This is a genomic window from Streptomyces sp. BYX5S, assembly GCF_054724165.1.
The window spans coordinates 3,218,762-3,244,485 of record NZ_CM138829.1 but is presented as its reverse complement, the minus strand read 5'-3'; the positions used below and the strand labels follow the sequence as shown (position 1 = coordinate 3,244,485).

26 protein-coding genes are annotated in these 25,724 nt (G+C 72.0%); 11 read left to right on the top strand and 15 right to left on the bottom strand.

Annotated features, from left to right (window positions below; genetic code table 11):
* Positions 1-47: 47 nt before the first annotated feature.
* Genes ACYBSK_RS14740 through ACYBSK_RS14715 form a run of 6 tightly spaced genes read right to left on the bottom strand, consistent with a single transcriptional unit; the run spans position 48 to position 4,682 of the window.
* Complete coding sequence (locus ACYBSK_RS14740; protein ID WP_460246381.1) at positions 48-1,091, bottom strand: LLM class flavin-dependent oxidoreductase; 1,044 nt, start codon at positions 1,089-1,091, stop codon at positions 48-50.
* Complete coding sequence (locus ACYBSK_RS14735) at positions 1,088-1,321, bottom strand: tautomerase family protein (protein WP_460246380.1); 234 nt, start codon at positions 1,319-1,321, stop codon at positions 1,088-1,090. Before ACYBSK_RS14735 ends, ACYBSK_RS14740 begins: the two co-directional genes overlap by 4 nt.
* An 8-nt stretch (positions 1,322-1,329) precedes the next feature.
* Positions 1,330-2,817 (bottom strand): aldehyde dehydrogenase, encoded by a 1,488-nt coding sequence (locus tag ACYBSK_RS14730; protein WP_460246379.1) that lies wholly within the window; start codon positions 2,815-2,817, stop codon positions 1,330-1,332.
* Complete coding sequence (locus ACYBSK_RS14725) at positions 2,810-3,559, bottom strand: alpha/beta fold hydrolase (RefSeq protein WP_460246378.1); 750 nt, start codon at positions 3,557-3,559, stop codon at positions 2,810-2,812. The genes ACYBSK_RS14730 and ACYBSK_RS14725 overlap by 8 nt, the downstream gene beginning before the upstream one ends.
* A gap of 8 nt (positions 3,560-3,567) precedes the next feature.
* A complete protein-coding gene (locus tag ACYBSK_RS14720; RefSeq protein WP_422405491.1) occupies positions 3,568-4,119 on the bottom strand; it encodes an amino acid synthesis family protein in 552 nt (183 codons plus the stop codon).
* Complete coding sequence (locus tag ACYBSK_RS14715; RefSeq protein WP_460246377.1) at positions 4,116-4,682, bottom strand: amino acid synthesis family protein; 567 nt, start codon at positions 4,680-4,682, stop codon at positions 4,116-4,118. Before ACYBSK_RS14715 ends, ACYBSK_RS14720 begins: the two co-directional genes overlap by 4 nt.
* Before the next feature lie 281 nt (positions 4,683-4,963).
* On the opposite strand from ACYBSK_RS14715, the gene ACYBSK_RS14710 reads away from it, so the two are divergent.
* The 3 genes from ACYBSK_RS14710 (at position 4,964) to ACYBSK_RS14700 (ending at position 7,867) form a co-directional block, all read left to right on the top strand.
* Positions 4,964-5,893, top strand: a complete 930-nt coding sequence (locus ACYBSK_RS14710; RefSeq protein ID WP_460246376.1) for a flavin reductase — start codon at positions 4,964-4,966, stop codon at positions 5,891-5,893.
* A 39-nt stretch (positions 5,894-5,932) separates the two neighbouring features.
* Entirely contained in the window at positions 5,933-7,393 is a 1,461-nt protein-coding gene (locus ACYBSK_RS14705) for a purine-cytosine permease family protein (RefSeq protein ID WP_460246375.1), read from the top strand.
* A 99-nt stretch (positions 7,394-7,492) separates the two neighbouring features.
* Complete coding sequence (locus ACYBSK_RS14700) at positions 7,493-7,867, top strand: VOC family protein (protein ID WP_457477518.1); 375 nt, start codon at positions 7,493-7,495, stop codon at positions 7,865-7,867.
* A 23-nt stretch (positions 7,868-7,890) separates the two neighbouring features.
* Here the strand turns inward: ACYBSK_RS14700 and ACYBSK_RS14695 are convergent, their stop codons facing one another.
* Complete coding sequence (locus ACYBSK_RS14695; RefSeq protein WP_460246374.1) at positions 7,891-8,496, bottom strand: CatB-related O-acetyltransferase; 606 nt, start codon at positions 8,494-8,496, stop codon at positions 7,891-7,893.
* Positions 8,497-8,669: 173 nt separating this feature from the next.
* On the opposite strand from ACYBSK_RS14695, the gene iolC reads away from it, so the two are divergent.
* Complete coding sequence (gene iolC, locus ACYBSK_RS14690; RefSeq protein WP_460246373.1) at positions 8,670-9,653, top strand: 5-dehydro-2-deoxygluconokinase; 984 nt, start codon at positions 8,670-8,672, stop codon at positions 9,651-9,653.
* 46 nt (positions 9,654-9,699) lie between these two features.
* The gene (locus ACYBSK_RS14685; protein WP_460247031.1) at positions 9,700-10,677 is read left to right on the top strand and encodes a Gfo/Idh/MocA family protein; all 978 of its coding nucleotides are present in this window, start codon (positions 9,700-9,702) and stop codon (positions 10,675-10,677) included.
* Positions 10,678-10,695: 18 nt separating this feature from the next.
* Here the strand turns inward: ACYBSK_RS14685 and ACYBSK_RS14680 are convergent, their stop codons facing one another.
* A complete protein-coding gene (locus ACYBSK_RS14680) occupies positions 10,696-11,037 on the bottom strand; it encodes a DoxX family protein (RefSeq protein WP_460246372.1) in 342 nt (113 codons plus the stop codon).
* A 144-nt stretch (positions 11,038-11,181) separates the two neighbouring features.
* Between ACYBSK_RS14680 and ACYBSK_RS14675 the strand changes: the two genes are divergently transcribed.
* Entirely contained in the window at positions 11,182-12,075 is an 894-nt protein-coding gene (locus ACYBSK_RS14675; RefSeq protein WP_460246371.1) for a LysR family transcriptional regulator, read from the top strand.
* Between the two features lie 294 nt (positions 12,076-12,369).
* On the opposite strand, the gene ACYBSK_RS14670 is transcribed toward ACYBSK_RS14675, so the two are convergent.
* From ACYBSK_RS14670 to ACYBSK_RS14660, 3 genes are read right to left on the bottom strand one after another with little or no spacing between them, the layout of a single operon-like run.
* Complete coding sequence (locus tag ACYBSK_RS14670) at positions 12,370-13,185, bottom strand: sugar phosphate isomerase/epimerase family protein (RefSeq protein ID WP_460246370.1); 816 nt, start codon at positions 13,183-13,185, stop codon at positions 12,370-12,372.
* 19 nt (positions 13,186-13,204) lie between these two features.
* A complete protein-coding gene (locus ACYBSK_RS14665) occupies positions 13,205-14,152 on the bottom strand; it encodes a sugar phosphate isomerase/epimerase family protein (protein WP_460246369.1) in 948 nt (315 codons plus the stop codon).
* Between the two features lie 2 nt (positions 14,153-14,154).
* Positions 14,155-15,336, bottom strand: a complete 1,182-nt coding sequence (locus ACYBSK_RS14660) for a Gfo/Idh/MocA family protein (RefSeq protein WP_460246368.1) — start codon at positions 15,334-15,336, stop codon at positions 14,155-14,157.
* Positions 15,337-15,500: 164 nt separating this feature from the next.
* Here ACYBSK_RS14660 and ACYBSK_RS14655 point away from each other — a divergent pair, with 164 nt between their 5' ends.
* Positions 15,501-16,859, top strand: a complete 1,359-nt coding sequence (locus tag ACYBSK_RS14655; protein WP_460246367.1) for an ROK family protein — start codon at positions 15,501-15,503, stop codon at positions 16,857-16,859.
* 99 nt (positions 16,860-16,958) lie between these two features.
* Positions 16,959-18,050: a Gfo/Idh/MocA family protein gene (locus tag ACYBSK_RS14650; protein WP_457477509.1), complete on the top strand. Its 1,092-nt coding sequence runs from the start codon at positions 16,959-16,961 to the stop codon at positions 18,048-18,050.
* 12 nt (positions 18,051-18,062) lie between these two features.
* Here ACYBSK_RS14650 and ACYBSK_RS14645 read toward each other — a convergent pair whose 3' ends face one another.
* The 4 genes from ACYBSK_RS14645 to ACYBSK_RS14630 all read right to left on the bottom strand — a co-directional run bounded on the left by ACYBSK_RS14645 (position 18,063) and on the right by ACYBSK_RS14630 (position 22,219).
* Positions 18,063-18,521: a MaoC family dehydratase gene (locus ACYBSK_RS14645; protein WP_457477508.1), complete on the bottom strand. Its 459-nt coding sequence runs from the start codon at positions 18,519-18,521 to the stop codon at positions 18,063-18,065.
* Positions 18,518-19,897, bottom strand: coding sequence for an MFS transporter (locus tag ACYBSK_RS14640; RefSeq protein WP_460246366.1), 1,380 nt, complete (start codon positions 19,895-19,897; stop codon positions 18,518-18,520). Before ACYBSK_RS14640 ends, ACYBSK_RS14645 begins: the two co-directional genes overlap by 4 nt.
* A 70-nt stretch (positions 19,898-19,967) precedes the next feature.
* Positions 19,968-21,194, bottom strand: coding sequence for an acetyl-CoA C-acetyltransferase (locus ACYBSK_RS14635; RefSeq protein ID WP_460246365.1), 1,227 nt, complete (start codon positions 21,192-21,194; stop codon positions 19,968-19,970).
* Between the two features lie 104 nt (positions 21,195-21,298).
* Positions 21,299-22,219, bottom strand: a complete 921-nt coding sequence (locus ACYBSK_RS14630; protein ID WP_457477505.1) for a LysR family transcriptional regulator — start codon at positions 22,217-22,219, stop codon at positions 21,299-21,301.
* 141 nt (positions 22,220-22,360) lie between these two features.
* On the opposite strand from ACYBSK_RS14630, the gene ACYBSK_RS14625 reads away from it, so the two are divergent.
* From ACYBSK_RS14625 to ACYBSK_RS14615, 3 genes are read left to right on the top strand one after another with little or no spacing between them, the layout of a single operon-like run.
* Complete coding sequence (locus ACYBSK_RS14625; RefSeq protein WP_457481749.1) at positions 22,361-23,278, top strand: CoA transferase subunit A; 918 nt, start codon at positions 22,361-22,363, stop codon at positions 23,276-23,278.
* 26 nt (positions 23,279-23,304) lie between these two features.
* Entirely contained in the window at positions 23,305-24,102 is a 798-nt protein-coding gene (locus ACYBSK_RS14620; protein WP_460246364.1) for a CoA-transferase subunit beta, read from the top strand.
* A 44-nt stretch (positions 24,103-24,146) separates the two neighbouring features.
* Positions 24,147-25,649 carry a 3-hydroxyacyl-CoA dehydrogenase gene (locus ACYBSK_RS14615; protein WP_460246363.1) on the top strand — a complete coding sequence of 501 codons (1,503 nt, stop codon included), beginning with the start codon at positions 24,147-24,149 and terminating at the stop codon, positions 25,647-25,649.
* Positions 25,650-25,724 lie beyond the last annotated feature (75 nt).

Here is a 25,724-nt window from a genome sequence, read left to right as displayed (position 1 = left end):
GAATTGCCATGCAAGGTGGCGGGCACCCGTACCGCTGCGGGCGGGACCTACTGGAAGGCCGGGACGACCTCCTTGATGAACAGCTGGAGCGACTCCCGCTTCTGTTCGTGCGAGAGCGTGTTGTCGATCCAGAAGCTGTACTCGTCGATGCCCAGTTCCTCGTAGCCGCGCAGCCGCTCGACGACCTCGGCGGGCGTGCCGATCATCGCCGTCCTGCGCAGCGCCTCGGGGGCGAACTCGGGGCGCTCGGCGAACTTGTCCTCGGGGCTGGGCTCCAGGAAGCCGTTGACGGGGGTCTTCTTGTTGCCGAACCAGGCGTCGAAGGTCCGGTAGAACTTGTTGATGCCCTCGGCCGCGGGTCGCCAGCCCTCCGGGTCCTCCGCCGCGTGCACATGGGTGTGGCGCAGCACCATGATGTCGGGGCGCGCCACCTCCGGATGGGCAGCCACGGCGGTGTCGAACTTGCCCTTGAGCGCGGCCACCTCCTCGTCGCCCTTCATCAGCGGGGTGACCATGACGTTGCAGCCGTTGGCGACGGCGAAGTCGTGCGAGGCGGGATCGCGGGCGGCGACCCACATCGGCGGGGTGGGCTGCTGTACGGGCTTGGGCACGCTGGTCGATGTCGGGAACTGCCAGACCTCGCCGTCGTGGGCGTAGTCGCCCTGCCACAACGCCCGCACGGCGGGCACGAGTTCACGCAGGTGCTTGCCTCCGTCGCTCGCGGCGAGGCCGTCGGCGAGGCGGTCGAACTCGATCTGGTAGGCGCCGCGGGCGATGCCGACCTCTGCCCGGCCGTTGCTGATCACGTCGAGGAGTGCCGTCTCCCCCGCCGCGCGGACCGGATGCCAGAACGGGGCGACGATGGTTCCGGCGCCGAGCCGGATCCGGTCGGTCTTCGCGGCCAGGTGCGCCAGGATCGGCATGGGGCTGGGCGAGATCGTGTACTCCATCGCGTGGTGCTCGCCGACCCATACCGTGCTGAATCCGCCGGCCTCGGCCATCCGCGTCAGCTCGGTGAGGTTCTCGAAGAGCTCGCGGTGGGTGGTGCTCTCGTCCCAGCGCTCCATGTGCACGAACAGCGAAAACCTCATGACAGCTCCTTCTCTGCGATGGGGGTGGTCTCCACGGTGGTGGCTCGCATTTCCGCGAGCGTGGTGTCTCCTGTGGACCAGTGGGTGGCGGGCACCTCGTGGACGACGACCCGGATGTACTCGGGGCGGGTGTCGATCGAGCGCAGCACGGCCTCGTGGACCTCGTGCTGCAGGGTCCTGATCTGCTCGGGGGTACGGCCCTCGGCGAGCGTGACGGTGATCTGGGGCATGGCGGGCGTCAGCTCCGCATCGTGAACGGATCGGCCACGGGCTCCTCGCTCGTGTTGATCCATACGCTCTTGAGGCGGGTGTACTCCTTGATGGTCTCGGTGCCGTGCTCAACGCCGACGCCGCTGGCCTTGAAGCCCTGACGCGGGGACATCGGGGACATGGCCCGGTAGGTGTTGACCCAGACCGTGCCCGCGTCCAGGCGGCCCGCCACCCGGTGCGCGCGGGACAGATTGGTGGTCCAGATCCCGGCCGCCAGGCCGTACTGGGTGTCATTGGCGAGGCCGACGACCTCGTCCTCGGTGTCGAACGGCATGATCGCCACGACCGGGCCGAAGATCTCCTCGCGGACCACGCGCATGCTGTTGTCGACATCGACCAGAACGGTCGGCTCGTAGAAGTACCCGCCCGTGCCGCCGTCGGTGGGCGCGCCGCCGGTCAGCACCCGGGCGCCCTCCTCGCGGCCGAGGTCGACGTAGGCGGCGACCTTGTCGCGCTGCGCCTCGAAGGCGAGCGGGCCGAGTTCGGTGGCCTCGTCGAGGGGGTCGCCGATGCGGATGGACTTGGCGCGCTCGCAGACCCGCTCAAGGAGCTCCTCGTAGACGGAGCGGTGGGCGAAGACGCGGCTGCCGGCGATGCAGGTCTGGCCCGCGGCGGCGAAGACACCGGCAATGACACCCATGGCGGCGTTCGCCACGTCGGCGTCCTCGAAGACGATCTGCGGTGACTTGCCGCCGAGTTCGAGGGTGGAGCCGATGAAGCGGCTCGCGGCCGCCGCCGCGATCCGGGAACCGGTCGCCGTGGACCCGGTGAAGGAGATCTTGGCGAGTCCTTCGTGGTCGACGAGGGCCTGCCCGGCCTCGGCGCCGTACCCCGTGACGACGTTGACGACACCGGGCGGGAACCCGGCCTCCAGGGCGAGTTCGGCGAGGCGCAGCCCGGTCGCCGAGGTGTACTCGGACGGCTTGACGACGACCGTGTTGCCCGCGCACAGGGCGGGGGCGAGCTTGCTGGTGGTCAGGGTCAGCGGCGAGTTCCACGGTGTGATCGCGCCGACGACGCCGAGTGGTTCGCGCGCCGTGTAGTTGAGGACGGCGCGGTCGGAGGTGGGGATGGTCTCGCCGTGGATCTTGTCGGCGAGGCCCGCGTAGTAGTGGAAGTACTCGGGCAGCGTGGCGAGTTGGCCGCGCATCTCGCGCAGCAGCTTGCCGTTGTCCCGGGACTCCATGAGGGCGAGTTCCTCGGCGTTCTCGGCGATCAGCTCGCCGAGACGGCGCAGGAGGTGGCCCCGTCTCGTCTGGCTGAGGTCGCGCCAGGCCGGGCTCTCGAAGGCTTCGCGCGCGGCGGCGACGGCCTTGTGGATGTCGGCGGCGGTGCCGCGCGCGGCGCGGTAGAGGGTGCGGCCCGTGGCCGGGTCGGTGCTGTCGAAGTACGCGCCCGTGGCGGGCTCGACCCACCTGCCGCCGATGAAGTGCTTCCAGGTGGTGAGGTCAGACATGTGCCTTCTCTCCGATGGCTGTGCTCTCTGTGAGAAATCCGGTGAGGGCCTCGGCGAACACCTCCGGGCGCTCGACGGGCAGCATGTGTCGCGCTCCGGGCACGATCACCGCCCGGCAGTCGGGCAGCGCGGCGGCGAGCCGGTGGGTCATCTCCGGCGTGGACCCCGGATCGTTCTCCCCGGTCACCGCCAGGGACGGCACCGTGATGTCACCGAGGCGCGGGCCGAGCTCGGCGTCGGCGTTCGCGAACACCCGGTAGCAGCCGAGGAAGGAGTCGACGTCGTTGGCGCGCAGCGTGGCCCGCGTCCGGTCGATGGTCCCGGTCGGCACGGTGGTGTCCGCGTACCAGCGCTCGATGGAGGCCTCGGTGCTCGCCGCGAAGTCGCTCTCGGCGGCCCGCAGCCGGGCCCGGACGGCCGCCCGCTCGTCGGGGGTGCGGCGGCAGACCGAGCTGACCGAGGTGAGTGTGCGCGTCAACTCCGGTCGGTGCAGGGCGAGGTGCTGGGCGACCAGCGCGCCGAGCGAGAAGCCGACCAGGTGTGCGCCGGCCGGAAGGTGTTCGGCGACCCCGTCGGCGAGTTCCGCGAGGGTCACGTCGCCGCGCACGGGCGGCCGGGCGCCGTGCCCCGGCAGGTCGATCGCGACGACGGCGAAGCGGTCGGTCAGCAGCGCGGTGACCGGCTCCCACATGGTGCGGTCGAGGCCGACGCCGTGCAGGAGTACGAGGGGCGGCTTGTCCATGGCGGGGCCTACTGCTCGGTGGAGAGCGGGGCGAGGCGGGCCTGCGGGCGGCCCTGGGCCGCGGCGGCGAGACCGATGACGATCTCGTCGGCGCGCGGGCCGTCCGGGACCCGTACCTCGATGCTCTGATGGTGGGAGCGGACGGTGGCGTCGGTGATGTGCTTGAGCGGGATGTCGAAGACACCTCCGGCCACGGCCCGCTTCTCCACGGCCGGGAGCAGCGTGGTGGCGTTCGCCGCCTTGCGGAAGTGGTCGCCGAACTTGAGCGTGTGGATCAGGGCACTGCCGTGCTCGACCTCTCCGTCGAGGCCGACGATCGCGGCCTTGCCGTACGCCTCGACGGGCGCGCCGAGCGCCTCGACGACCCGTGGCGCGAGCAACTCACCGAGCTGCGGGGCGACTTCGTCGATGCCGGGCAGCAGGTCGTCGACGAATCCCTGCCCCGCCCACGGGTTCTCGATCACGGCGAGCACCACGGCGGTGCGGGCCACCGAGTCGACCGGGCGGCCGCCCTCGGCGTGGATGTCTTCGACGTACGTCACGATCTTGCGGAGGTTCATCGGGCGGTCTCCAAGTCGGCGAGGCGGACCACGGGGTCCTGGCGGCGGTCTCCGATCCGGGCGTTGGGGCGCGGCCCCGAGGCGGCGGCGGCCACGACGACGATCTCGTCGGGGCGCGGTGCGTCCGGCACCCGGATCTGAACGGTCTGGTAGTGGGAGCGGGTGGCGGCGGCGGTCTTGTGCCACACCGGGACGGTCAGCGGTTCACCGGCCGCGAGCCGGTCGTCGCTGAACACGATGATCGAGGTGCCCTCGGTCAGCTCCCGCAGCACATTGCCGAAGTACGGGGTGTGTATCAAGGCCCCGCCGTGCTCGATCTCCCCGTCGAGCCCGACGACGGCCGCCTTCCCGAACGCCTCGACGTGTTCCACACCACCGAGTGTCTCGATCAGCCGGTCGGTGAGGAGGCGGCCGATGCCGGGCGCGATGTCCTCCACCTCGGGCTGGAGGTCGGCGACGAATCCGCGCCCGGCCCAGGGGTTCTCGATCACGGCGGCCGCGGCGACCCGGCGCCCGGGGGTGGCGACCGGGCGTCCGAGTTCCAGGAGGACCTCGTCCACCACGGTAACGACCTTGCGCAGTCTGCCTCGTGCGGGACGGGCCCACAGCTCTCGGCCTGCTGATGGTTGCTGTGCCATGGCAGTGAGGCTAAGAGCGCTCCGGAAGGCCGTCAAGGGTCGACGACAAATGACCCGCCCTGACCTAGCCGTTTCCGGTAACCCAGCCCAAGAAAAGGCAAATCGCGTCCGACCCATTGACACGACGGACACCGGATTCCTACGGTCCACTGCCATACAACAGATCTGCCATGCAACAGCAGGCCGATCCGATCGATGGAGCCGCCATGTCAGTCACCCTGGAACACGCCACCGACCGCCCCGCCCGCCTCCGCGCCGCCTGGGACGCGGCCTGGAACCGGGGTGAGGTCGACGCCCTGGACGCCGTGTTGAGTCCCGGCTACGTGCGCCGCCGCGGACCGGCCGGCACGTCGCAGGACCGCGCCGGGTTCAAGGAGAGCATCAGCATGGTGCGCGCGGCGTTCCCCGACCTGCGGACCGAGATCGAGGACCTGGTCGTGGACGGGGACCGACTGGCCGTCCGCTGGCGCAGCACGGGCCGGCACACGGACACGTTCCTGGGTGTGCCGGCCACCGGCCGCCCCGTCGAGGTGTCGGGCGCGACGTTCGCCGTCTTCGACGGTGACACCGTCACGGAGGAGTCGGTGACCTTCGACTCCCGGCAGCTCCTGGAGGCCCTCGGCATCATCACGACGGCGCACGAGGCCGCCGTCGACGCCGACCTGGTGAAGGGGGTGCACCGCAAGTTCATCACCGGTGTCACGGTGGTGACCACCGACGACGACGGCACGCCCAGGGGTCTCGCCGTGAACGCCTTCTCCAGCATCTCCCTCGACCCGCCGATGGTCCTGGTGTGTGTCCAGCGCAGTTCCTCGACACACCCCGCACTGCACCGTGCCACCCACCTCGGCATCAACATCCTCGCGGCCGACCAGCTCGACGTGGCGAAGGTGTTCGCGAGCAAGGGCGCCGACAAGTTCGCCGCGCTCGACTGGGCGCCCGGTGAGCACGGGGCCCCACTGCTCGACGGCTCCGCGGCCCAGCTGGAGGTCGAGATCGGCGAGCGGCTGGAGGCCGGGAGTCACACCGTCTTCACCGGACGTGTAGTGTCGGCCGCTCATTCCGAGCGCGCCCCGCTCGTCTACAGCGGTGGTGGCTTCTTCGACATCTCGCAGACGGTGCCCCTTCCGTGGTGACTCGCGTCCGCCCCCGCACCCACGTTCTACGGAGCACCCATGACTCATGACGCACAGGGGCCACCCGTCTACGGCAGCGCCGTCACCAAGGTCGAGCCGTTCGGCGTCGACCACATCCCCGACAGTGAGCGGCACGGAAAACCGAGTTCACAGTTCTTCGTGTGGTTCGCCGCGGGGCTCAACTTCCCCGTCATCCTGCTCGGCTTCAGCGCCGCGTGGTTCGGCCTCAGCTTCGCCACCGCCGTCGGCGCGATCGTCGTCGGCGCCGGTGTCGGCGCCGTCCTGATGGCCGTGATGTCCCGCATGGGCGTCCGTCTGGGTGTGCCGCAGCAGATCCAGGCGAGAGGGCCGCTGGGCTTCTTCGGCAACTTCGTGCCCGTCGCCTACATCAACGTGTTCTCGGGTGTGGGCTGGGCGGCCGTCACGGTCATCCTCGGCGGCAAGGCCTTCGCGGAGCTGAGCCACCTGCCGTACTGGCTGTGCGCCCTCCTGCTCACCGTGGTCGAACTCGTCGTGGCCGTCTTCGGCTACAACATGATCAATTTCCTGCAGCGGGCGCTGACGTACGTCCTCACCCCGCTGTTCGTGCTGATCACGGTCGTGGCGGTGGCCCGCGGCGGCAGCCTCTTCGAGGCCAATCCGCAGGCGGACGGCTATGTCGGCGCGGCCGGCGGCTCCATCACGCTGGGCGGCTGGTTCCTCGCGTTCCTGGTGGCGTGGGCACCCTTCGCCTCCGACTACTCGCGTTATCTGCCCGACACGGCGAAGGTCGTCCGGCAGACCACCTGGTACACCGGCCTCGGCAACTTCCTCACCATCAGCTGGCTCGGCATCCTCGGCGTCGTGGTCGGCGCCTCCGCCTCCAGCACGGACACGATCACCGCGCTGCACCAGCTGATGGGCCCGTTCGCCGTCCCGGCCCTCATCGCCGTGGGCCTGTCCGCCCTGGCGCAGAACTTCCTCAACGTCTACGGCGGCGCGATCTCCGTACAGACCCTCAAGATCCCCGTGACGCGCACCCAGGCGGTCGCCGGGATCTGTGTCCTCGCCTACGGGATCAGCCTGTGGGGCGCCTCCGGCACGGAGGACAAGTTCAAGGTCTTCCTCAATCTGACCGCGTACTTCATCGCGCCGTTCGCGGCCGTGCTGCTGATCGACTTCTACCTGGGCGGGCGCGGCGACCCCCGCAGGATCGCCGAGCTCTACGACCGCTCGCGGGTCGTCGACTGGGGTCTGGTGGCCTGGGCGGCCGGTGTCGCGGCGTCCGTGCCGTTCTGGGTGTCCGACCTCTACACCGGCGCCTTCGCCTCCGCCCACCCTGGAGCCGGTGACCTCAGCATGCTGGTCGCGGCGGCGGTCGCGGTCGTCGTCTACCTGTTCACGTACCGGCTGAAGCCGTTGTGGCGGCGGGCGGGCGGCGAGGACTCCGACGTCGCTGCCACCGACACTCCCGCCGGGCAACTGCCCGAGCCCGCGGCGGACTTGATCGGTCGCGGCTGACCGGGGGCCACCGCGGTGGGTGTGTCCGCCGCGGTGGCGGGTACGACACTTCCCGTGCAGGATGTCGCAGAAGCGACGGTTGAGGGAGGAGTGCCGGAAGTGATTCGAAAACTGCAGGCGGTCGCGCTGGACTGCGCCGACCCCGTACAGCTCGCCGGGTTCTACGCGGAGCTTCTCGGCGGCCGGGCGGAGCCGGACCCCGACGATCCCGACTGGATCGACGTCGTGGGGTTCGAGGGGACGCGCCTGGCCTGCCAGCGGGTGGACGGGTACCGGCCGCCCGAGTGGCCCGGCCAGGACCGGCCGCAGCAGCTCCATCTGGACTTCGACGTGGACGACCTGGAGGCCGAGGAGAAGCGCGCGCTCGCCCTCGGCGCGACGCTCCTGGAGCGCACGGACCAGGTCCGGCCGGGGGCCAACTGGCGGGTCTACGCGGATCCGGCGGGCCACCCGTTCTGCCTCTGCCTGCACTGAGGCGGGGGCCCGCCGGCCGGGGTTCACCCGGTCGGCGCGGCCCGCTCCAGCTCGTCGACGCTGCCCGACATGACCACCTTCAGATGCGCGGTGAGATGCTCCAACGGCCAGTCCCACCACGCGATGTCGAGGAGGCGGGCGATGTCCTCGTCGCTGTAGCGGCGGCGGACGAGGCGGGCCGGGTTGCCGCCCACGATGCCGTAGTCGGGCACGTCGTCGACCACCACGGCGCCCGAGGCGATCACCGCTCCGTGGCCGATGCGGACCCCGGGCATCACGGTCGCCCCGTAGCCGAACCACACATCATGGCCCACCACGGTGTCACCGCGGCCCGGCAGGCCGGTGATGAGGTCGAAGTGCTCGGTCCAGGAGCCACCCATGATCGGGAACGGGAACGTGGAGGGGCCGTCCATGCGGTGGTTGGCCCCGTTCATGATGAACCGCGTGCCCTCCCCCAGCGCGCAGAACTTCCCGATCACCAGCTTCTCCGGCCCGTAGTGGTACAGCACGTTCCGGGTCTCGAAGGCGGTCGGATCGTCCGGGTCGTCGTAGTACGAGAACTCCCCCACCTCGATGAGGGGCGACGTCACGAGCGGCTTGAGCAGCACGACCCGGGGCTGCTCGGGCATCGGATGGAGCACGGTCGGGTCGGCGGGAACGCTCGGTGTCACCGGACGGCCTCTCTCGGACTCGCGTGGCCGGCGCGAGCGGCGGGCCACCCATTGACAGGACATTTGAACAAGGACGATCGTACTCGGACCGGAGCGCGCCAGAACCGCCCAGCGAAGGGACGCCAGCCGAGATGCCGTTCGATGTGTTGACCATGGGCCGTGTCGGGGTGGACGTGTATCCGCTCCAGACGGGCGTGGGGCTCGCGGAGGTCTCGACGTTCGGGAAGTACCTGGGCGGCAGCCCGACGAACGTGGCGGTCGCCGCGGCCCGGTATGGACGGCGCACGGCCGTGATCACGAAGACCGGCGCGGACCCGTTCGGGCAGTTCGTGCGAACGGCCTTGGTGGGCTATGGAGTTGACGCCTCGTTCGTCGGTACGTCGGACATCGCGCCGACGCCGGTGACGTTCTGCGAGATCTTCCCGCCGGACGACTTCCCGCTCTACTTCTACCGGCAGCCGAAGGCCCCGGACCTGGACATCCGCCCCGGCGATCTCGACCTCGACGCGGTCGCGGCGGCCCGGATCTTCTGGGTGACGGGGACCGGGCTGTGCGAGGAGCCCTCGCGTGCGGCGACACTGTCCGCGCTCCGGCACCGGGCGAAGCGCGGGACGACGGTCTTCGACCTGGACTGGCGCCCCATGTTCTGGAACGGCGGCGCCGGGAAGGACACGGCCGGGCACGACGGTGACGAGGCGCGCGCCTACTACCGCGAGGCACTCGCCCACACCACGGTGGCCGTCGGCAACCTGGAGGAGTGCGAGATCGCGACCGGTGAGCGGGAGCCGTACGCGGCGGCAACGGCCCTGCTGGCGGCGGGTGTTGAGCTGGCCGTGGTGAAGCAGGGGCCCAAGGGTGTGCTCGCGATGGACCGCGGCGGCGCGGTCGCCGAGCTGCCACCGGTGCCGGTGGAAGTGGTCAACGGGCTGGGCGCGGGCGACGCGTTCGGCGGAGCGTTGTGTCATGGCCTGCTTTCGGACTGGGACGTGGCGCGGACGGTGGCGTACGCGAACGCGGCGGGGGCGCTCGTGGCGGGCCGCCTCGCCTGCTCGGACGCCATGCCGACCGCGTCCGAGGTCGAGGAGAAGCTGCGCGAGGTGAACGGTGACGTCTGAGGGGAACAGCGTGCGCATAGGTGTCATCGGAGCCGGCTGGATCGGCATGGAGCACATCCGCCGGCTCACCGACGTGGTGTCCGGGGCGCGGGTCACCGCGGTGACCGACATCGACGCGGAGCGCGCCGCCGAGGCGGCCCGGTACCCGGGCGCGCGGGTGTGCGCGGACGGTGCCTCGCTCATCGCCTCGGACGACGTCGACGCGGTGCTCGTCACTTCGTGGGGGCCGACCCACGCCGAGCACGTCCTGAACGCGATCGCCGCGCGCAAGCCGGTGTTCTGCGAGAAGCCGCTGGCCACGACGGCCGAGGACTGCCTGAAGATCGTCGAGGCGGAGCGGGCGCACGGCGCGCGGCTCGTGCAGGTGGGCTTCATGCGCCGCTTCGACCAGGGCTACCGGCAGATGAAGGAGGTCATCGACGCGGGCCGGATCGGCACGCCGCTGATGGTGCACTGCGCGCACCGCAACGCGTCGTCCGTGGCCGCGTACACCTCCGACATGGCCGCCCTGGACACGGCCGTGCACGAGATCGACGTGCTGCGCTGGCTGCTCGCCGACGAGTTCGTCTCGGCACAGGTCATCACGCCGCGCTCGACCACGAAGAAACCCGCCCACCTCACCGACCCCCAGTTCATGCTCTTCGAGACCGCGAAGGGCGTCCGCGTCGACCTCGAGGTCTTCGTCAACTGCCGCTACGGGTACGACATCCAGTGCGAGGCCGTCGGCGAGGACGGACTCGTGCGGCTGCCCGACCCGGCGGCCGTCGGGGTACGCACGGCGGGCGCGCACAGCACGGCGATCCTGCCGGACTGGACGGGCCGCTTCGCCGACGCCTTCGACACCGAGCTGCGCGAGTGGGTCGCGGACCTCGCCGCGGGCCGTGCCCCCACCGGGCCCTCCGCATGGGACGGCTACGCCGCCACGGTCATCACCGCCGCCACCGCCGAGGCCCTCACCTCCGGCCGCGTCGTCCCCACGGACGTACCGAACCGTCCGGCGTTCTACGCAGGGGACGGACGGTAGGCCCGCCGCGTCGCGCTCCTACAGAGCGACGGACAGCGTCGCGACGACCGGCGCGAGATACAGCACCGGGAACGCCACGGTCTTGTAGGAGCGCGCCCGCAGCACGGTGACCACGGCCCCGACGAAGTACAGGATCAGACCGATCGCCGCGGCGACGCCGACGGCCGGCACGGCGAGCCCGGCCAACAGGCCCAGCGCGCCCACGAGTTTGGCGACGGCGAGCCGCGGCCACCAGGGTTCGGGAACCCCGTACGAGACCAGCGGCTCGACGACGAACGGGGCGCGGCGCAGCAGGGAGACGCCGGAGAAGCCGACCCAGAGCGCGGTCAGGACGGTGACGATCACAACGGTCGTGGACATGCGCGTGTCCCCTCGGGGGCAGGAAGCGAATACGAAAGCGGGCGGCCGTCCCGCCCCAAGATTCCGTCCTGCCGTGCCGGACATCAACGGCCGATCTGGTAACGAGCGATAATCCCGGGGTTAACGACGGGGAGGGGCCCAGGGGTGGAGCTGCGGGACATCGAGATCCTCCTGGCACTCGCCGACGAGCTGCACTTCGGCCGGACCGCCGAGCGGCTGCACGTCTCGACGGCGCGGGTGAGCCAGGTGGTCAGGGCGCAGGAGCGCCGCATCGGCGCGCCCCTGTTCGAGCGGACGAGCCGGTCGGTGCGGCTCACGTCGATCGGCCGGCAGCTCACCGAGGGGCTGCGGCGGGGCCAGGAGTCCATCAACGCCGCCGTGGCCGAGGCCGTCGCCGCCGCCCGGGGTGTCTCCGGTGCGCTCGCACTCGGGGTGATGGGCGCGCTCGGGCACGAACTGCGGGGCCACATCGCGCACTTCCGCAAGCTGCACCCCGAGTGCGAGGTGCGGCTCCAGGAGATCCACTTCAGCGATCCGTACGGTCCGCTGCAACGCGGCGAGGTCGACGTCCTGGTGCTCTGGCTGCCCGTCGCCGGACCCGATCTGACTGTGGGGCCCGTGGTGCTGACGGAGGGCCGGGTGCTCGCGGTGTGGGCGGGGCACGAGCTGTCCGACCGCTCCGACGTGTCGATGGAGGACCTCGCGGACCGGACCGTCCTGGGCCTCGGCCCCGGCGTGCCGCAGGACTGGATCGAGTCCATGCTCCCCGCCCGTACGCCCGCCGGGCACCCCGTCCCGCGCGGTCCCGTCGCCCGTACCTTCCACGAGGTGCTGACCCTGGTCGCCGCACGCGCCCTGATCACCCCGCTCAACGCGCATGTCCTGCGCTACTACCGGCACCCCGGGGTGGAGTTCCTGCCGATCCGGGACGCGCCCGAGACGGAGTGGGCGCTGGTGTGGCGCACCACGGCCGAGACCGCGCGGCACCGGACGTTCGCGGAGGCGGCGTCGGCGTACGGGGTGCGCGGCTCGGAGTGACGGCGCCCGGCCCGCGGGGGGCCGGAGCGTTTGCGCCGCATGGGGCGGGGCGGGCGCCCGAGCCGGCGAACAGTGCGTGCCTCCGCGACCTTTCGCAGGCCCGGGAGAACAGGGGTTGATGTGTCCGTCGGGCTTGAGGCAGCGCGGTGAGCCAGGAGCGGTTGCTGGGTGTGCTCGGTGAGCGGGTTGCGCCGTAACGGTGGTGCGGACGCGGGGCGCTGCCCCGGACCCCGCTGCTCAATCGCCGCAGGGGCTCGGTATGGGCCCCGCTGCTCAATCGCCGCAGGGGCTCTCCTAGTCCTTCGTGCGGCCCAGGGACAGTAGCGCCTCACGGTTGGCGGCCAGGAGGTCGAAGCGGTCGAGGTCCGTGGTGTCGATCTCCGCGATGTGCCAGGTCAGGGCCGTGCCACCCGCTTCGATCGCGGCGGGGATGTGCACGTCGCCCGTGCCGATCGGGGTCTGGGGTTCCTCGCGGGTCGCCCTGCCGTCCTTGAGGTGGGCGGCGACCGCGCGGCCGGCGAGGGCGCGCAGGACGGCGGCCGGGTCCTGGCCCGCGACCGTCGCCCAGTAGACGTCGAGTTCGGCGAGGACCCGGGGGCCGGTCAGCTCCCAGAACACGTCGTAGCCGAAGCGGCCGTCGGGGAGGGTCGCCCACTCCAGTTCGTGGTTGTGGTAGCCGAGGCGGATGCCGTGCCCGGCCAGTTCGTCAGCGGCTTCGGTGACGCGGGCGGCGAACCGGGTCAGGGTGTCCAGGTCGCCGAACACCTCGTGGTCGAAGCCCTCCACGAGGCCGGGGATCGGGATGAACACGGTGTCCGTGCCGAGGATGCGGCACTCCTCGGCGAGGGTGGCCAGGCCGTCGGCGCCGATCGCGGCGTGCAGGGAGCAGACGGAGAGGCCGGCCGCGTCGAGGTCGGCGCGGAGCGCGCGGGCGTCGGCCAGGCGCTGCGCGGCGGGGGCGTGCCAGTCGCCGAGGCCGAAGGGCTCCACGTACCGGTAGCCGAGGGCGGCGAGGCGGGCGAGGGTGCCGGGACGGTCCTTCTCCAAGTCCTCGCGCAGGCTGAAGAGTTGGACGGCCAGGGTGCCGGTGGGCTGCGGTGGGGTGGTCATGGCGGGTCGGTCCTCCGGGTCAGTCGACGATCAGCGGGCGCAGGGTGCGGTGGGCGATGTCGAGGCCCTGGACGACCTTCTCCGGGGTGCCGCCCCACACCGGGTCCTCGTGCTCGACGGAGAGGGTGCCGGTGAAGCCGTGCTCGTAGAGGCGGTCGAGGACGGCGCCCCAGTCGACCTGGCCGCGGCCGGGGACGCGGTAGCGCCACCAGCCCATGTCCCAGGCGTTCTTGGAGCGGTCGCGGGCCGGGCCGAAGTGGCCGTAGCGCTGCCGGTCGCGCGGGCGCAGCTCGACGTCCTTGGCCTGGGCGTGCACGATCCGGTCCGCGTACGGCGCGATGGTCTCCACCGGGTCGATGCCGATCCAGGTGAGGTGGGAGGGGTCCCAGTTGAGGTAGAGGCCCAGGTCGAACATCCACTCCCACAGTTCCGGGGAGTAGGCGAGGTTGCCGGGGTAGCCGTCGGGGTGCCAGCCCTCCATCACGCAGTTCTCGATGATGAGCTTGACGCCGCGCTCCCCCGCGTAGTCCACCAGCTCCGGGAAGATCCGCTCGGCCTCGGCGAGGTTCTCGGCGACCGGCTTCGTCCAGTCGCGGCCGATGAACGTGCCGACGTACGGGACACCCAGGCGCTGCGCGGTGTCGACGGCGTGCTTGAGGTGGGTGCGGTGGCGGGCGCGCTGCCCGGGGTCGGGGTGGAGGTGGTTCTCGTAGTAGGCGAGGGCGGAGATCTCCAGGCCGTGGCGGTCGAGGAGGGCCCGGGTACGGTCCTCGTCCTCGGACGTGAAGGTGGCCACGGGGAGGTGGGCGGCCTCGAAGTCGCGGCCTCCGGTGCCGGGCCAGACGGCGACCTCCAGGGCCTGGTAGCCGCGGCCCGCCGCGTAGGCGGCGATCCGGTCGAGGTCCCAGGAGGGCAGGCAGGCGGTGAGCATGCCGAGGGTGATCCGGCTCGTGGTCGGGTTGCTCATGGTCAGTTCACCTTTGTCCAGGCGCCGTTGGCGGATGAGGTCAGGAAGGCGTCGACGAGGCGGGCCGAGCGCAGGCCGTCGGCGAAGAGCGGGAGCCCTTCGGGGGCCGCGCCGGTGGTGACGGCCGTGTACACGTCGGCGACGAACGCGGCGAAGCAGTCGACGTAGCCCTGGGGGTGGCCGGGCGGGACGACGTTGAGGCGCCCCTGCTCGGGGCTGGTGCGGCCCGCGCCGCGGTGCAGGACCGTGGCCGAGTCCGGGCCGCCGAGCCAGAGGGTGTCGGGGTTCTCCTGGTCGAAGACCGCGCTGCCGGCCGAGCCGTCCAACTCGAACCAGAGCCGGTTCTTGCGGCCCGCGGAGACCTGGGACACGACGGTGGAGGCGAGGGCGCCGCCGTCGGTGCGCAGGAGGAGGGCCGCCGCGTCCTCGGTGGTGACGGCGGAGCGCTCCCCCGACCCCGCCGCCTTCGCGAAGGACTTGGTGCCCGCGCCGGGCCGGTCCGGGACCGTGACCGTGCGGTGCGCGGTCAGTTCCGTGAAGCGTTCGCCGGTGACCCACTCGACGAGGTCGCACCAGTGCGAACCGATGTCGGCGAAGGCGCGCGAGTCGCCTCCGGCGGCCGGGTCGACGCGCCAGCCGGAGGCGTCCGGGTCGAGCATCCAGTCCTGGAGGTAACTGCCGTGCAGCAGCTGCCAGTTGCCGAACTCGCCTACGCGTGCCCGGCTGCGCAGTTCGCGGACGAGGGGGTGGTAGCGGTACACGAACGGCACCGCCGCGACGGTGCCCGCCCGCTCCGCGGCCCGCACCAGGCGTTCCGCGTCGGCGACGGTGGTGGCCAGCGGCTTCTCGCACACCACGTGCCTGCCCGCGGCGAGGGCGCGTTCGGCGTACGCGGCGTGGGTGCGGTTGGGGGTGCAGATGTGCACGACGTCGACGTCCGGGTCCGCGAGGAGACCGTCGAGGTCCGCGTACGCGGCGACCGGCTCACCGGGGGCCGACCAGTCGGCGGCGACCCGCGCCGAGCGTTCGGGGGTGGAGGCGAGCACCCCGGCCAGGCGGCCTCCGGCGGTACGGACCGAGCGCCGGTGCACCTCTGCGATCATTCCCGCCCCGACGATCGCGGAGCGGACCGGGCGGGCCCGGGAGTCCGCCCGGTCGGGGCTTGGTGGAGCGGGCGGGGCCATCGCGGCCGCCCTCCTTTCGACGTCGGCACATGACGCCGCGCACATCGTCGGCGGAGGCAACTCGTCCCGCTGACGAACGTAGGACATTCAATTTGGCCCTGACAAGCGAAAGTTACTGCATCTTGAGAGTCATAAATGGGTGGGAGGGCGTACGGTGTGCAGCCATGTCCCCCTCCGCCCTCCCCCGCGCCCGACTGTCCGTCCCCACCCTGCGCTTCCGGGACGGCGGCGGGCTGCTGTACTCCACGCTGGCCCGGCTCATCGCGTCGGGCGCCGCCGTGCACCGCGCCGACCTGGTGGAACAGGCGGGGCTCGCCCGCTCGACCGTGACCCGCCACCTGGACGCGCTGATCGAGGCCGGGGTCGTCGTCGAGGGCGGCGGTGTGCCGCGCGGCGGCCGGGGGCGCCCGGCGCAGCTCCTCGCGCTGAACCCGCGGGCGGGGCTCGTCGCGGCGGCCGACATCGGGGCCCGCGACGCCCGCCTGGCCATCGCCGACCTGTCGCAGAACCCCCTGGCCACCGCCCACATCCCGGTGGATCTGGCGCAGGGCCCCGAGGCGGTGCTCGGCGAAGTGGAGGCGGCGCTGCGCGCGCTGCACGCCTCGACCGGCGACGGCGGGGCCCCGCTGTGCGCGCTGGCGGTCGGGCTGCCGGGGCCCGTGGACCACGCCGCCGGGGCTCCGGTGCGGCCGCCGATCATGCCGGGCTGGGACGGCTATCCGGTGGGGGACGCGCTCGCGGAGCGGTTCGGCTGCGCGGTGCTCGTCGACAACGACGTGAATTTGATGGCGCTGGGCGAGGCGCGCAGCCTGCCCGAGGACCAGCTTCCGCTGCTGTTCGTGAAGGTGTCGACGGGCATCGGCGGCGGCCTGGTCTCCGCGGACGGGGAGCTGCACCGCGGCGCGGACGGCGCGGCGGGCGACATCGGGCATCTGCCGGTCGCCTCCGGGGGCGCGGCGGAGGTGGTGTGCCGGTGCGGGAAGAGCGGCTGTGTGGAGGCGGTGGCGTCGGCGGCGGTGATGATCCGGCGGCTCAACGCTGCCCGGGAGGCGGCGGGTTCGGCGCCCACCCCGACCGGCAAGGGCACCCCGCCGCCCCGCTCCGCCGACGGCCGTCGGCCGCTGCGTACCACCGGCGACCTGGCCCGTCTCCTGGCCCACGGCGACCCCGACGCGCGGCGCGTCGTACGCGCCGCCGCCGAGCGGATCGGTGAGGTGGTGGCGCTGCTGCTGCACGTGTACAACCCGGCCCGCGTCGTCCTCGGCGGGGCCCTGGCGGGGGCGGGCGACGAACTCCTCGCCGGGGTGCGCGCGGTGGTCTACCGGCAGGCCCTTCCCCTGGCCACCCGCCGTCTCGTCCTCGAACCGAGCGTCCTCGACGAGCACGCCGGACGGGTCGGCGGCACGGTCCTCGCGGTGGAGCACGTGCTGTCGCCGGACGGGGTGGTGGACCTGATGGAGCGGCGCCTGGGACGCGCCGCGCTCGACCGCGCCGGGCTCGGCGCCGGACCCGGGCAGTCTTGACATCCCGCGCACCCGGTGTTTGATTGACGCAAGATCGCGCGCTTCCCGGCGGAGGACTCGTCCCCCGAACCCACCCGCCCGAAGGGAAGTCACCCGCTCATGAGCCGCAGCGTCAACGTCGGCATTCTCGGCACCGGTTCGATCTTCCGTGCCTACGCCGCCGGCATCGCCACCCTTCCCGAGCTGACCGTCACCCGTGTCGCCGATGTCGACCTGGACCGGGCCCGCACCGCCGCGGCCGAGTTCGGGATCCCGGCCGCGGGCACCACGGCGGAACTGCTGGCCGACGACGACGTGGAGATCGTCGTCAACATCACCCCGCCCGCCGTCCACGCGCCCCTCAACGAGGCGGCGTTGCGCGCGGGCAAGCACGTCTACACCGAGAAGCCGCTGGCCGCGTCCACCGAGCTGGCGCGGGCCAACCTCACGACGGCGACCGGGACCGGCCGGACGCTGGGCGGGGCGCCCGACACGTTCCTCGGTACGGCGGGGCAGGCGGCCCGCGCGGCCGTCGACGACGGGCTGATCGGGACTCCTTTCGCCGCCACGAGCTTCGTGCGCTCCAGCCGGGTGCAGGCCTGGCACCCCAACCCCGGCTTCTTCTTCCAGGCCGGTGGCGGGCCCGTCCTCGACTGGGGTCCGTACCATGTGGCGGCGCTGGTCAACCTGTTGGGGCCGGTGCGGGACGTGCTGGGCGCGAACACCAGGGCGGAGCGGGAGCTGGCGGTGACGGCTCCCGAGCGCACGGTGGAGTCGGTGCCGGTGGAGGTGGCCACGCACGCCACCTCCGTCCTCCGGTTCGACTCCGGGGTGCTGGCGACGGTCATGTACTCCTTCGACGTGTGGGACACCGAGCTGCCGCACCTGGAGATCTACGGCACCGGGGGCACGCTCTCGCTGCCGGACCCCAACACCTTCGACCGGCCGGTCCGCGTCAAGCGCCGCGGTGACACCGAGTGGAGCGAACTCCCGGCGGTGACCGCGGCGAAGGCCCCCGCCACGGGGCCGTTCCGCGGTCTCGGTGTCCTCGACCTGGCCCGGCACCTCGACGGGGGCCCGCACCGCGCGTCCGGCGAGTTCGCCTTCCACGTGCTGGACGTCCTGGAGCGGATGTCCCTCGCGTCCCCGGAGGCCGGCGCGCTCACGGTGACGTCGTCCGTGAAGCGGCCGGCCGCGCTGGAGCGCCTGTGAGCGGCTGCCGGGCTACGGGTAGAAGTGCGTGAGCGACTCCGCCACGCACGCCGGCTTCTGCGAGCCCTCCAGTTCGAAGGTGAACGCGCGGGTCATCTGGACGCCGCCCCGCGCCACCTCCTTCACCTCCGCCACGGAGGCGTGCAGGCGGACGCGGCTGCCGACCGGCACGGGAGCGGGGTAACGGACGCGGTTGACGCCGTAGTTGAGGGCGCGGCCCACGCCCTCGACGCGGAGCAGTTCGCCGAACATCGGGATGCCCCAGCTGAGGACCATGTAGCCGTGGGCGATGGTGCGGCCGTACGGGCCCGCGGCGGCGCGTTCGACGTCGGTGTGGATCCACTGGTGGTCACCGGACACGTAGGCGTAGGCGTCGATGAGTTCCTGGGTGATCTCCTTCCACTCGGAGTGGCCGAGGTCGCGGCCGGCGAGGGCGAGGATGTCCGGGATGCCGTGCGCGGTCACCGTCATGCTCGGGCTCCGTTCGTGGGTGCGGACGCGGGGCGCTGCCCCGGACCCCGCTGCTCAATCGCCGCAGGGGCTTCCATGGCCAGTTCGTCGTGGTTGGGGCGCTTGAGGAGGAGGAGCATGCAGCCGAGGGTGAGGGCGACCTGGAACATGGCGTAGGCGATCACCGCGGTGATGGAGCCCGTCTTGTTGAGCAGGAACTGGCCGACGATCGGGGTCGTGCCGCCGAGAAGCGTGCCGCACAGCTGGTAGCACAGGGAGATGCCGGTGTAGCGCAGGTGGGCGGGGAAGCGGCTGGCGAGCATGCCGGCGAGGGCCGCGTAGTAGAGGCAGTGCGGGATGGTGGCGACGGCGACACCGACCATCGCGAGCCCGTAGTTGTTCGTACTGATGAGGACGAACATCAGGGGCAGCAGCACCAGTTCGGGCACCAGCATGATGGTGACGGCGCGGGCCCAGCTCTTCATCCTCGTGGCGAGGACGGCGCCGAAGGGCTGGACGAGGACCTGCGTGATGTTGGCGACGAGGATGATCGTCAGGAACGAGCTGCGGTCGAAGTCGAGCGAGCTGGTGGCCCAGGACAGGGCGAACGTCGACTTGAAGTACGTGGCGGACAGGCCGATGGTGCAGGCGCCGATGCCGAGGGCGATCAGGCCGGGGTGGTTGCGCAGCACGTCGGTGAGCGGAAGCTTGACGACTTCCTTCTTCTCGATGAGCTTGGCCATGGCCGGGGACTCGGCGACCTTGAGGCGGACCAGCAGCCCCACGAGGACGAGGACGGCGGAGGCGAGGAACGGCACGCGCCAGCCCCAGGACACGAAGGACTCGTCGGGCAGCTGGCTGATGGCGAGGAAGCTCAGCGTGGCCAGGGTGTTGCCGACGGGCGAGCCCTGCTGGGCGAACGCGCCGTACAGCACGGACTTGCCCTTGGGCGCGCTCTCGGAGGCGATGAGGACGGAGCCGCCCCACTCGCCGCCGAGGCCGATGCCCTGGATCATGCGGATGCACACCAGCAGGATCGGCGCGGCGACGCCGATGGAGGCGTAGCTCGGCAGCAGGCCGATCGCGGTGGTGGAGATGCCCATCATCAGCAGCGTGATGACCAGGGTCTTCTTCCGGCCGAGGCGGTCGCCGAAGTGCCCGAAGACGATGCCGCCGAGGGGGCGGGCGAGGAAGCCGACCCAGAAGGTGGCGAACGCGACCAACGTGCCGACGGCGCCGTCCAGTTCGGGGAAGAACACCTTGTCGAAGGCGAGCGCCGCCGCGGTTCCGTAGATGTAGAAGTCGAACCATTCGATGGTGGAGCCGACGAAGGCACCGAATCCTGCTCTGTTGGCGGCTCTGGTCTCCGCGCGCGAGGTGGCGGTGGACGCACTCATGGGTCGCTCCGTGAACGTCGTTGATCAAGCGGATGGGGACGGGGAACTGCGGGCGAAACGTGGGGAGTTGTTATGCGGGGACGCGCTCGAAGACCGCGGCGAGGCCCTGGCCGCCGCCGATGCACATGGTTTCGAGGGCGTAGCGGGCCTCGCTGCGCCGCATCTCGTGGGCGAGCGTGGCGAGGATGCGGGCACCGGTGGCGCCGACGGGGTGGCCGAGGGAGACACCGGAGCCGTTGATGTTGATGCGCTGCTCGTGGTCCTTCTCGCCGAGCCCCAACTCGCGGGTGCAGGCCAGGACTTGGGCGGCGAAGGCCTCGTTGAGCTCGATCAGGTCGAGGTCGGCGAGGGTGAGTCCGGCGCGCTCCAGGGCGGCGCGGGTGGCCGGGACGGGCCCGATGCCCATCGTCGCGGCGGGGACACCCGCGCGGGCGAAGGAGACGAGGCGGACCAGCGGGGTGAGGCCGAGCCGTTCGGCGGTGGCGGCGCTGGTGACGAGGCAGGCGGCGGCCGCGTCGTTCTGCCCGCTGGCGTTGCCCGCGGTGACGGTGGCGTCCGGGTCGGACTTCGCCATGATGGGCCGCAGCTTCGCGAGTTGCTCGGCGGTGGTGTCCGGGCGCGGGTGCTCGTCGGCGCTCACGACGGTGTCGCCCTTGCGTCCGCGTACGGTGACGGGCACGGTCTCCGCGTCGAAGCGGCCCTCCGCCACGGCGCGGGCGGCACGCTGTTGCGAACGCAGGGCGAGGGCGTCCTGGTCGGCGCGGCTGATGCCGTACGCGCGGCGCAGGTTCTCGGCGGTCTCGATCATGCCGCCGGGTACGGGGTGGTTCACGCCGCCCGCGGTGACCCGGCCGCGCGCCAGGGAGTCGTGGAGCTGGAGGCCGGGGCCCTTGATGCCCCAGCGGCCCTCGTGCGTGTAGTACGGGGCGGCGCTCATCACGTCGACACCACCGGCGATGACGACCTCGCTGAAGCCCGCCCGGATCTGCATGGCGGCGTCGAGGACGGCCTGGAGGCCGGAGCCGCAGCGGCGGTCGATCTGGACGCCGGTGACGGTGTCGGGCAGCCCGGCGTCGAGGGCGGCGACGCGGCCGACGGCCGGGGCGTCGGAGCTGGGGTAGGCCTGCCCGAGGATCACCTCGTCGACGCGGTCCGGGTCGATGCCGGCACGGGCGACGATCTCGGCGACGACCCGCGCGGCGAGCGCGGCCGGCGTCTGCTGGGCGAAGGCCCCGCCGAAGCGTCCGATGGGGGTGCGCAGCGGTTCGCAGATGACGACATCGACCTGTTCGGGCACGGCGGAACACCTTTCGGGCGGCTCAGGGGTGTGCGCCGACCATCGCACCCTTCCGCTGAGTCGGTCCAATACCAAGTTTTCAGCGGATCCAGACGCGAGCGGTCTCAATCACTTCCCTCGGCGCGGCCCGCGCCCTGCGGGGTCGGCAGCGCGTCCTCGCAGACCGCGAGCACCGCGCGGAGCGCCGCGGAGGGGTTGTCGGCGCGCCAGGCGAGGGCCGCCTGACGGCGGATGGGCGGCCCGGCGAGCGGGCGGTAGACGAGGCCGGTCTGCTGGATGTGCCGCACCGAGGACACCGTGAGCGTGACCCCGACACCGGCCGCGACCAGCGCCAGGATCGTGTACGAGTCGGGGGCCTCCTGCACCACGCGCGGGTTGAACCCGGCGGCCTCACAGGTCTCCACCATCGCGTCGCGCACCGTGGACCCGGCGTTCGCGGGGAAGGACACGAAGGGCTCGCCGGCGAGGATCTCGATGGGGATCTCCTCGCGCCCGGCGAGGAGGTGGTCGGAGGGCAGCGCGCACAGCAGCTCCTCCTCGTCGATGACCCGGTGGGCGACGCCCGGCTGCGTCACCGGGAGCCGCACGAAGCCGAGGTCGAGGGTGCCGTCGGCGACCCGGTCGAGGGCGACGTTGGCGTACGTCTGCCCCTTCATGACCAGTTCCAGTGCCGGGTGCGCGGCCCGCACGGCGCGCGTCAGCCGGGGCAGGGTCTCGTGGCTGGAGGCGCCCGCGAAGCCGATGGTGACCCGGCCGAACTCACCGCGCCCGGCGGCCTTCGCGGCGCGCACCGCCGTGTCGAGGTCGTCGAGCACGGTCCGTACGGGCTCCAGGAAGGACTCCCCCGCGCTGGTGAGGCGCACGGAACGGGTGTTGCGCTCGAAGAGCTGGACGCCGAGCTCCTTCTCCAGCTGCCGGATCTGCTGGCTCAGCGGCGGTTGCGCCATCCGCAGCCGCTTGGCGGCCCGGCCGAAGTGGAGCTCCTCGGCGACAGCGGTGAACGCGGTGAGATGACGCAGCTCCATGACGAGCCCCTGTTCCGTACTTACTTATTACTCAGCGGTCTTGATTCGACCTTAATTTGGTATTGGACGGCAATCAATAGGCGCTGACACGGTAGGGCGACCCCTACGCACTCATTGAGGAGCACCGTGTCCCCCAAGGTCATGTCGATGAAGGAGGCCATCGCCACCTTCGTGCACGACGGCGCCACCATCAGCATCGAGGGCTTCACCCACCTCGTCCCCACGGCCGCCGGGCACGAGATCATCCGGCAGGGCCGCAAGGACCTCACGGTGGTACGGATGACGGCGGACATCGTCGTCGACCAGATGATCGCCGGGGGCTGTGTCTCCCGCCTCGTCTCCTCCTTCGTCGGCAACTCCTCCGCGGGCTCGCTCGGTGAGCTGCGCCGCCGCATCGAGAAGGCGGAACCGGCGCCGCTCGCGTTCGAGGAGTACAGCCACTACGGGATGATCTGCCGCTACCTCGCGGGGGCGCAGCGGCTGCCGTTCTACCCGCTGCGCTCCTACGGCGGCAGCGACCTGCCGGGCATCAACGACGCGCTGCGCAAGGTGACCTCGCCCTACCCGGGGCCCGACGGCGAACCCGAGCAGATCTACGTCGTGCCGCCCGTGAACCCGGACGTGACGATCATCCACGCGCAGCGCGCCGACCGCCGCGGCAACACCCAGATCTGGGGCCTGACCGGCATCCAGGCCGAGGCGGTCTACGCCGCCGACAAGGCGATCGTCGTCGTCGAGGAGCTGGTCGAGGACGACGTGGTCCGCTCGGACCCCAACCGCACGCTCGTCCCCGCGCACGCCGTGGACGCCGTCGTGGTGTGTCCGCGCGGCGCCCACCCGTCGTTCGCGCAGGGCTACTACGACCGGGACAACGCCTTCTACCGGGCCTGGTCGGGCATCAGCAAGGACCCGGAGCGGCTGCGGGAGTGGCTGGCGGAGTGGGTGTACGGGACGGCCGACCACGCCGAGTACACCGCCAAGCTGGGCGAGGAGTTCTGGGCGGGTCTCGCGGTCGGCGAGGCGCTCAGCGAACCGGTGAACTACGGACGGCGACTGTGAGCGCGACACACGACAAGGACCTGACCATGACTTCAGCCACCACCACGTCCACCACGCAGGAGACCGGCGCGGTCACCTCCTCGGAGCTGCTCTCCGTCGTCGCCTCCCGCGAACTGGCGGCCCGCCGCACGGTGTTCGCCGGCATCGGACTGCCCACGCTCGCCACGGAGCTGGCACACCTCACCGTCGCCCCGGAGATCGAGGTCGTGTACGAGTCCGGGGTCTGCGGAGCGCACCCCTCGCACCTTCCGGAGACCATCGCGGACGCCGTCCTCATCACCGGCGCCGAGGCGGTGCTGTCGATGCCGACCCTGTTCGGGAGCGTCCTTCAGGGCGGGCACATCGACGTCGGCTTCCTCGGCGCCGCGCAGATCGACCGCTGGGGCAACCTCAACACCTCGGTCATCGGCGACTGGGAGAGCCCGCAGGTCCGGCTGCCCGGTTCCGGGGGCGGCATCGAGGTGATGGCGAACTCCCGTGAGGTCTTCGTCGTGATGCGGCGCCACAACCCGCGCTCCTTCCTCGACACGCTGGACTTCTGCACGACGCCGGGCCCGGACCGCGCGCTCCAGGAAGGCATCCGGCCGCTGGGAGTCGGTGTCACCCGGGTCATCACCGAGCTGGGCATCCTGGCCCGCGAGGGCATCGGCGAGGAGCTGCGGCTCACCGCCGTCCACCCCGGCGTCACGGTCGAGCAGGTCAAGGCAGCGACGGGCTGGGACCTGAAGGTCGACGACCACGTCGGGACGGTCGCCCCGCCGACCGCCGCGGAACTGCGGCTGCTGCGCGAGGACGTGGACCCCGGCCGCGTCTATCTCCGCTGACCCACCCCCTCCCGTACACCCCTACTGCGAAAGGTCCCCCTGTCATGCGAATCAGGATCGTCGGCGCCGGAGCCATGGGCCGCGGCATCGCCCAGTGGGCGGCGAGCGCCGGGCACACCGTCGAGCTGGGCGACGTCCGGGCGGAGGCCGTGCGCGAGGCCGTGGACTTCGTGACGTCGATGCTGGACCGCGCGGTGGCGAAGGGCCGAATGTCCGCCGCCGACGGCGCCGCGGCCGTGGCCCGGCTGACCCCGCTGGCCGACCCCTGGGCGCCGGGTCCCGACGTGCGGCTGGTGATCGAGGCCGTACGGGAGGACCTCGACACCAAGGCGGAGGTGTTCGGACAGCTGGCGGAGGCGCTGCCCGCGTCGACGGTCTTCGCGACCAACACGTCGTCCCTGTCGGTGACCCGGATCGCCGCCACGCTCGACGATCCGTCGCGCCTCGCGGGACTGCACTTCTTCAACCCGGTACCGCTGATGCGGATCGTCGAGGTGGTGCCCGGCGCCGCGACGCGCCCCGACATCCCGGCGTTCCTCACGGAGTTGGTGGAGGGCTGCGGGCATCGCGCCGTCACGGTGTCCGACACCCCGGGCTTCCTGGTCAACCACGCCGGGCGCGGCCTGGTGACGGAGGCGCTCGCGCTCCTGGAGGAGTCGGTGGCGGGCCCGGCGGACCTCGACCGGGTCGCCCGCGACGTCCTGGGCCTGCGGATGGGCCCGTTCGAGCTGATGGACCTCACCGGCCTCGATGTCACCGCCGCGGTCATCGACTCGATCTGGCAGGGCTTCCGCCACGAGCCGCGCCTGCGCCCCTCGTTCCTCACCCCGAACCGTGTGGCGGCGGGCCTGCTCGGCCGCAAGACCGAGCAGGGCTGGTACGGGTACGGTCCCGACGCCGCGGGTCCCGCCGCGGAGTCGGCGGTGACGGGGAACGCGGACCGGCCGGTGTTCGTGGCCGGCTCCCCCGACCTCCGGGAGGCGTTGCGCGCCGCCGGGGCCACCGTCGAGGACGGCGCCCGCCCCTCCGCCGAGGCACTCGTCCTGGTCCCGGTCTGGGGCACCACGGTCGCCGGGGCGGTCGCGGCGGACGACCTCCCGGCCGCCCGCACCTTCGGCGTGGACCCGCTGTCCGTGCCCACGGGCCGCCGTGTCCTGTCGGTGACTCCGGCCGCCGACCCGACGGCCGCCCGCGACGCCCGCGCGGTCCTGGCGCGGTCGGCGCACGGCGAGGAACCGCACGCGGTGACGGTGGTGCGGGACACGGCGGGTTCGGTGGCCCAGCGGCTCCTCGCCTCCGTGGTGTCGGTCGCCACGTCGATCGCCGAACGCTCCCTCGCCGCGCCGGAGGACATCGACGTGGCGGTGACGCTCGGCCTCGGCTACCCCACCGGCCCGCTGGCGTGGGGCGACCGCGTCGGCGCCGCGCGCCTCCTGGACCTCCAGCGCGCGCTGCACACCACCACGGGTGACCCCCGCTACCGCCCGACCCGCTGGCTCACCGAACGCGCGCAACTGGGCCTGCCGCTGACCCACCCGGGTATGTGAAGCCCCTGCGGCGATTGAGCAGCGGGGTCCGGGGCGGAGCCCCGAGGCCTCGGCCACGTCAGCCGCCTGCTCCAT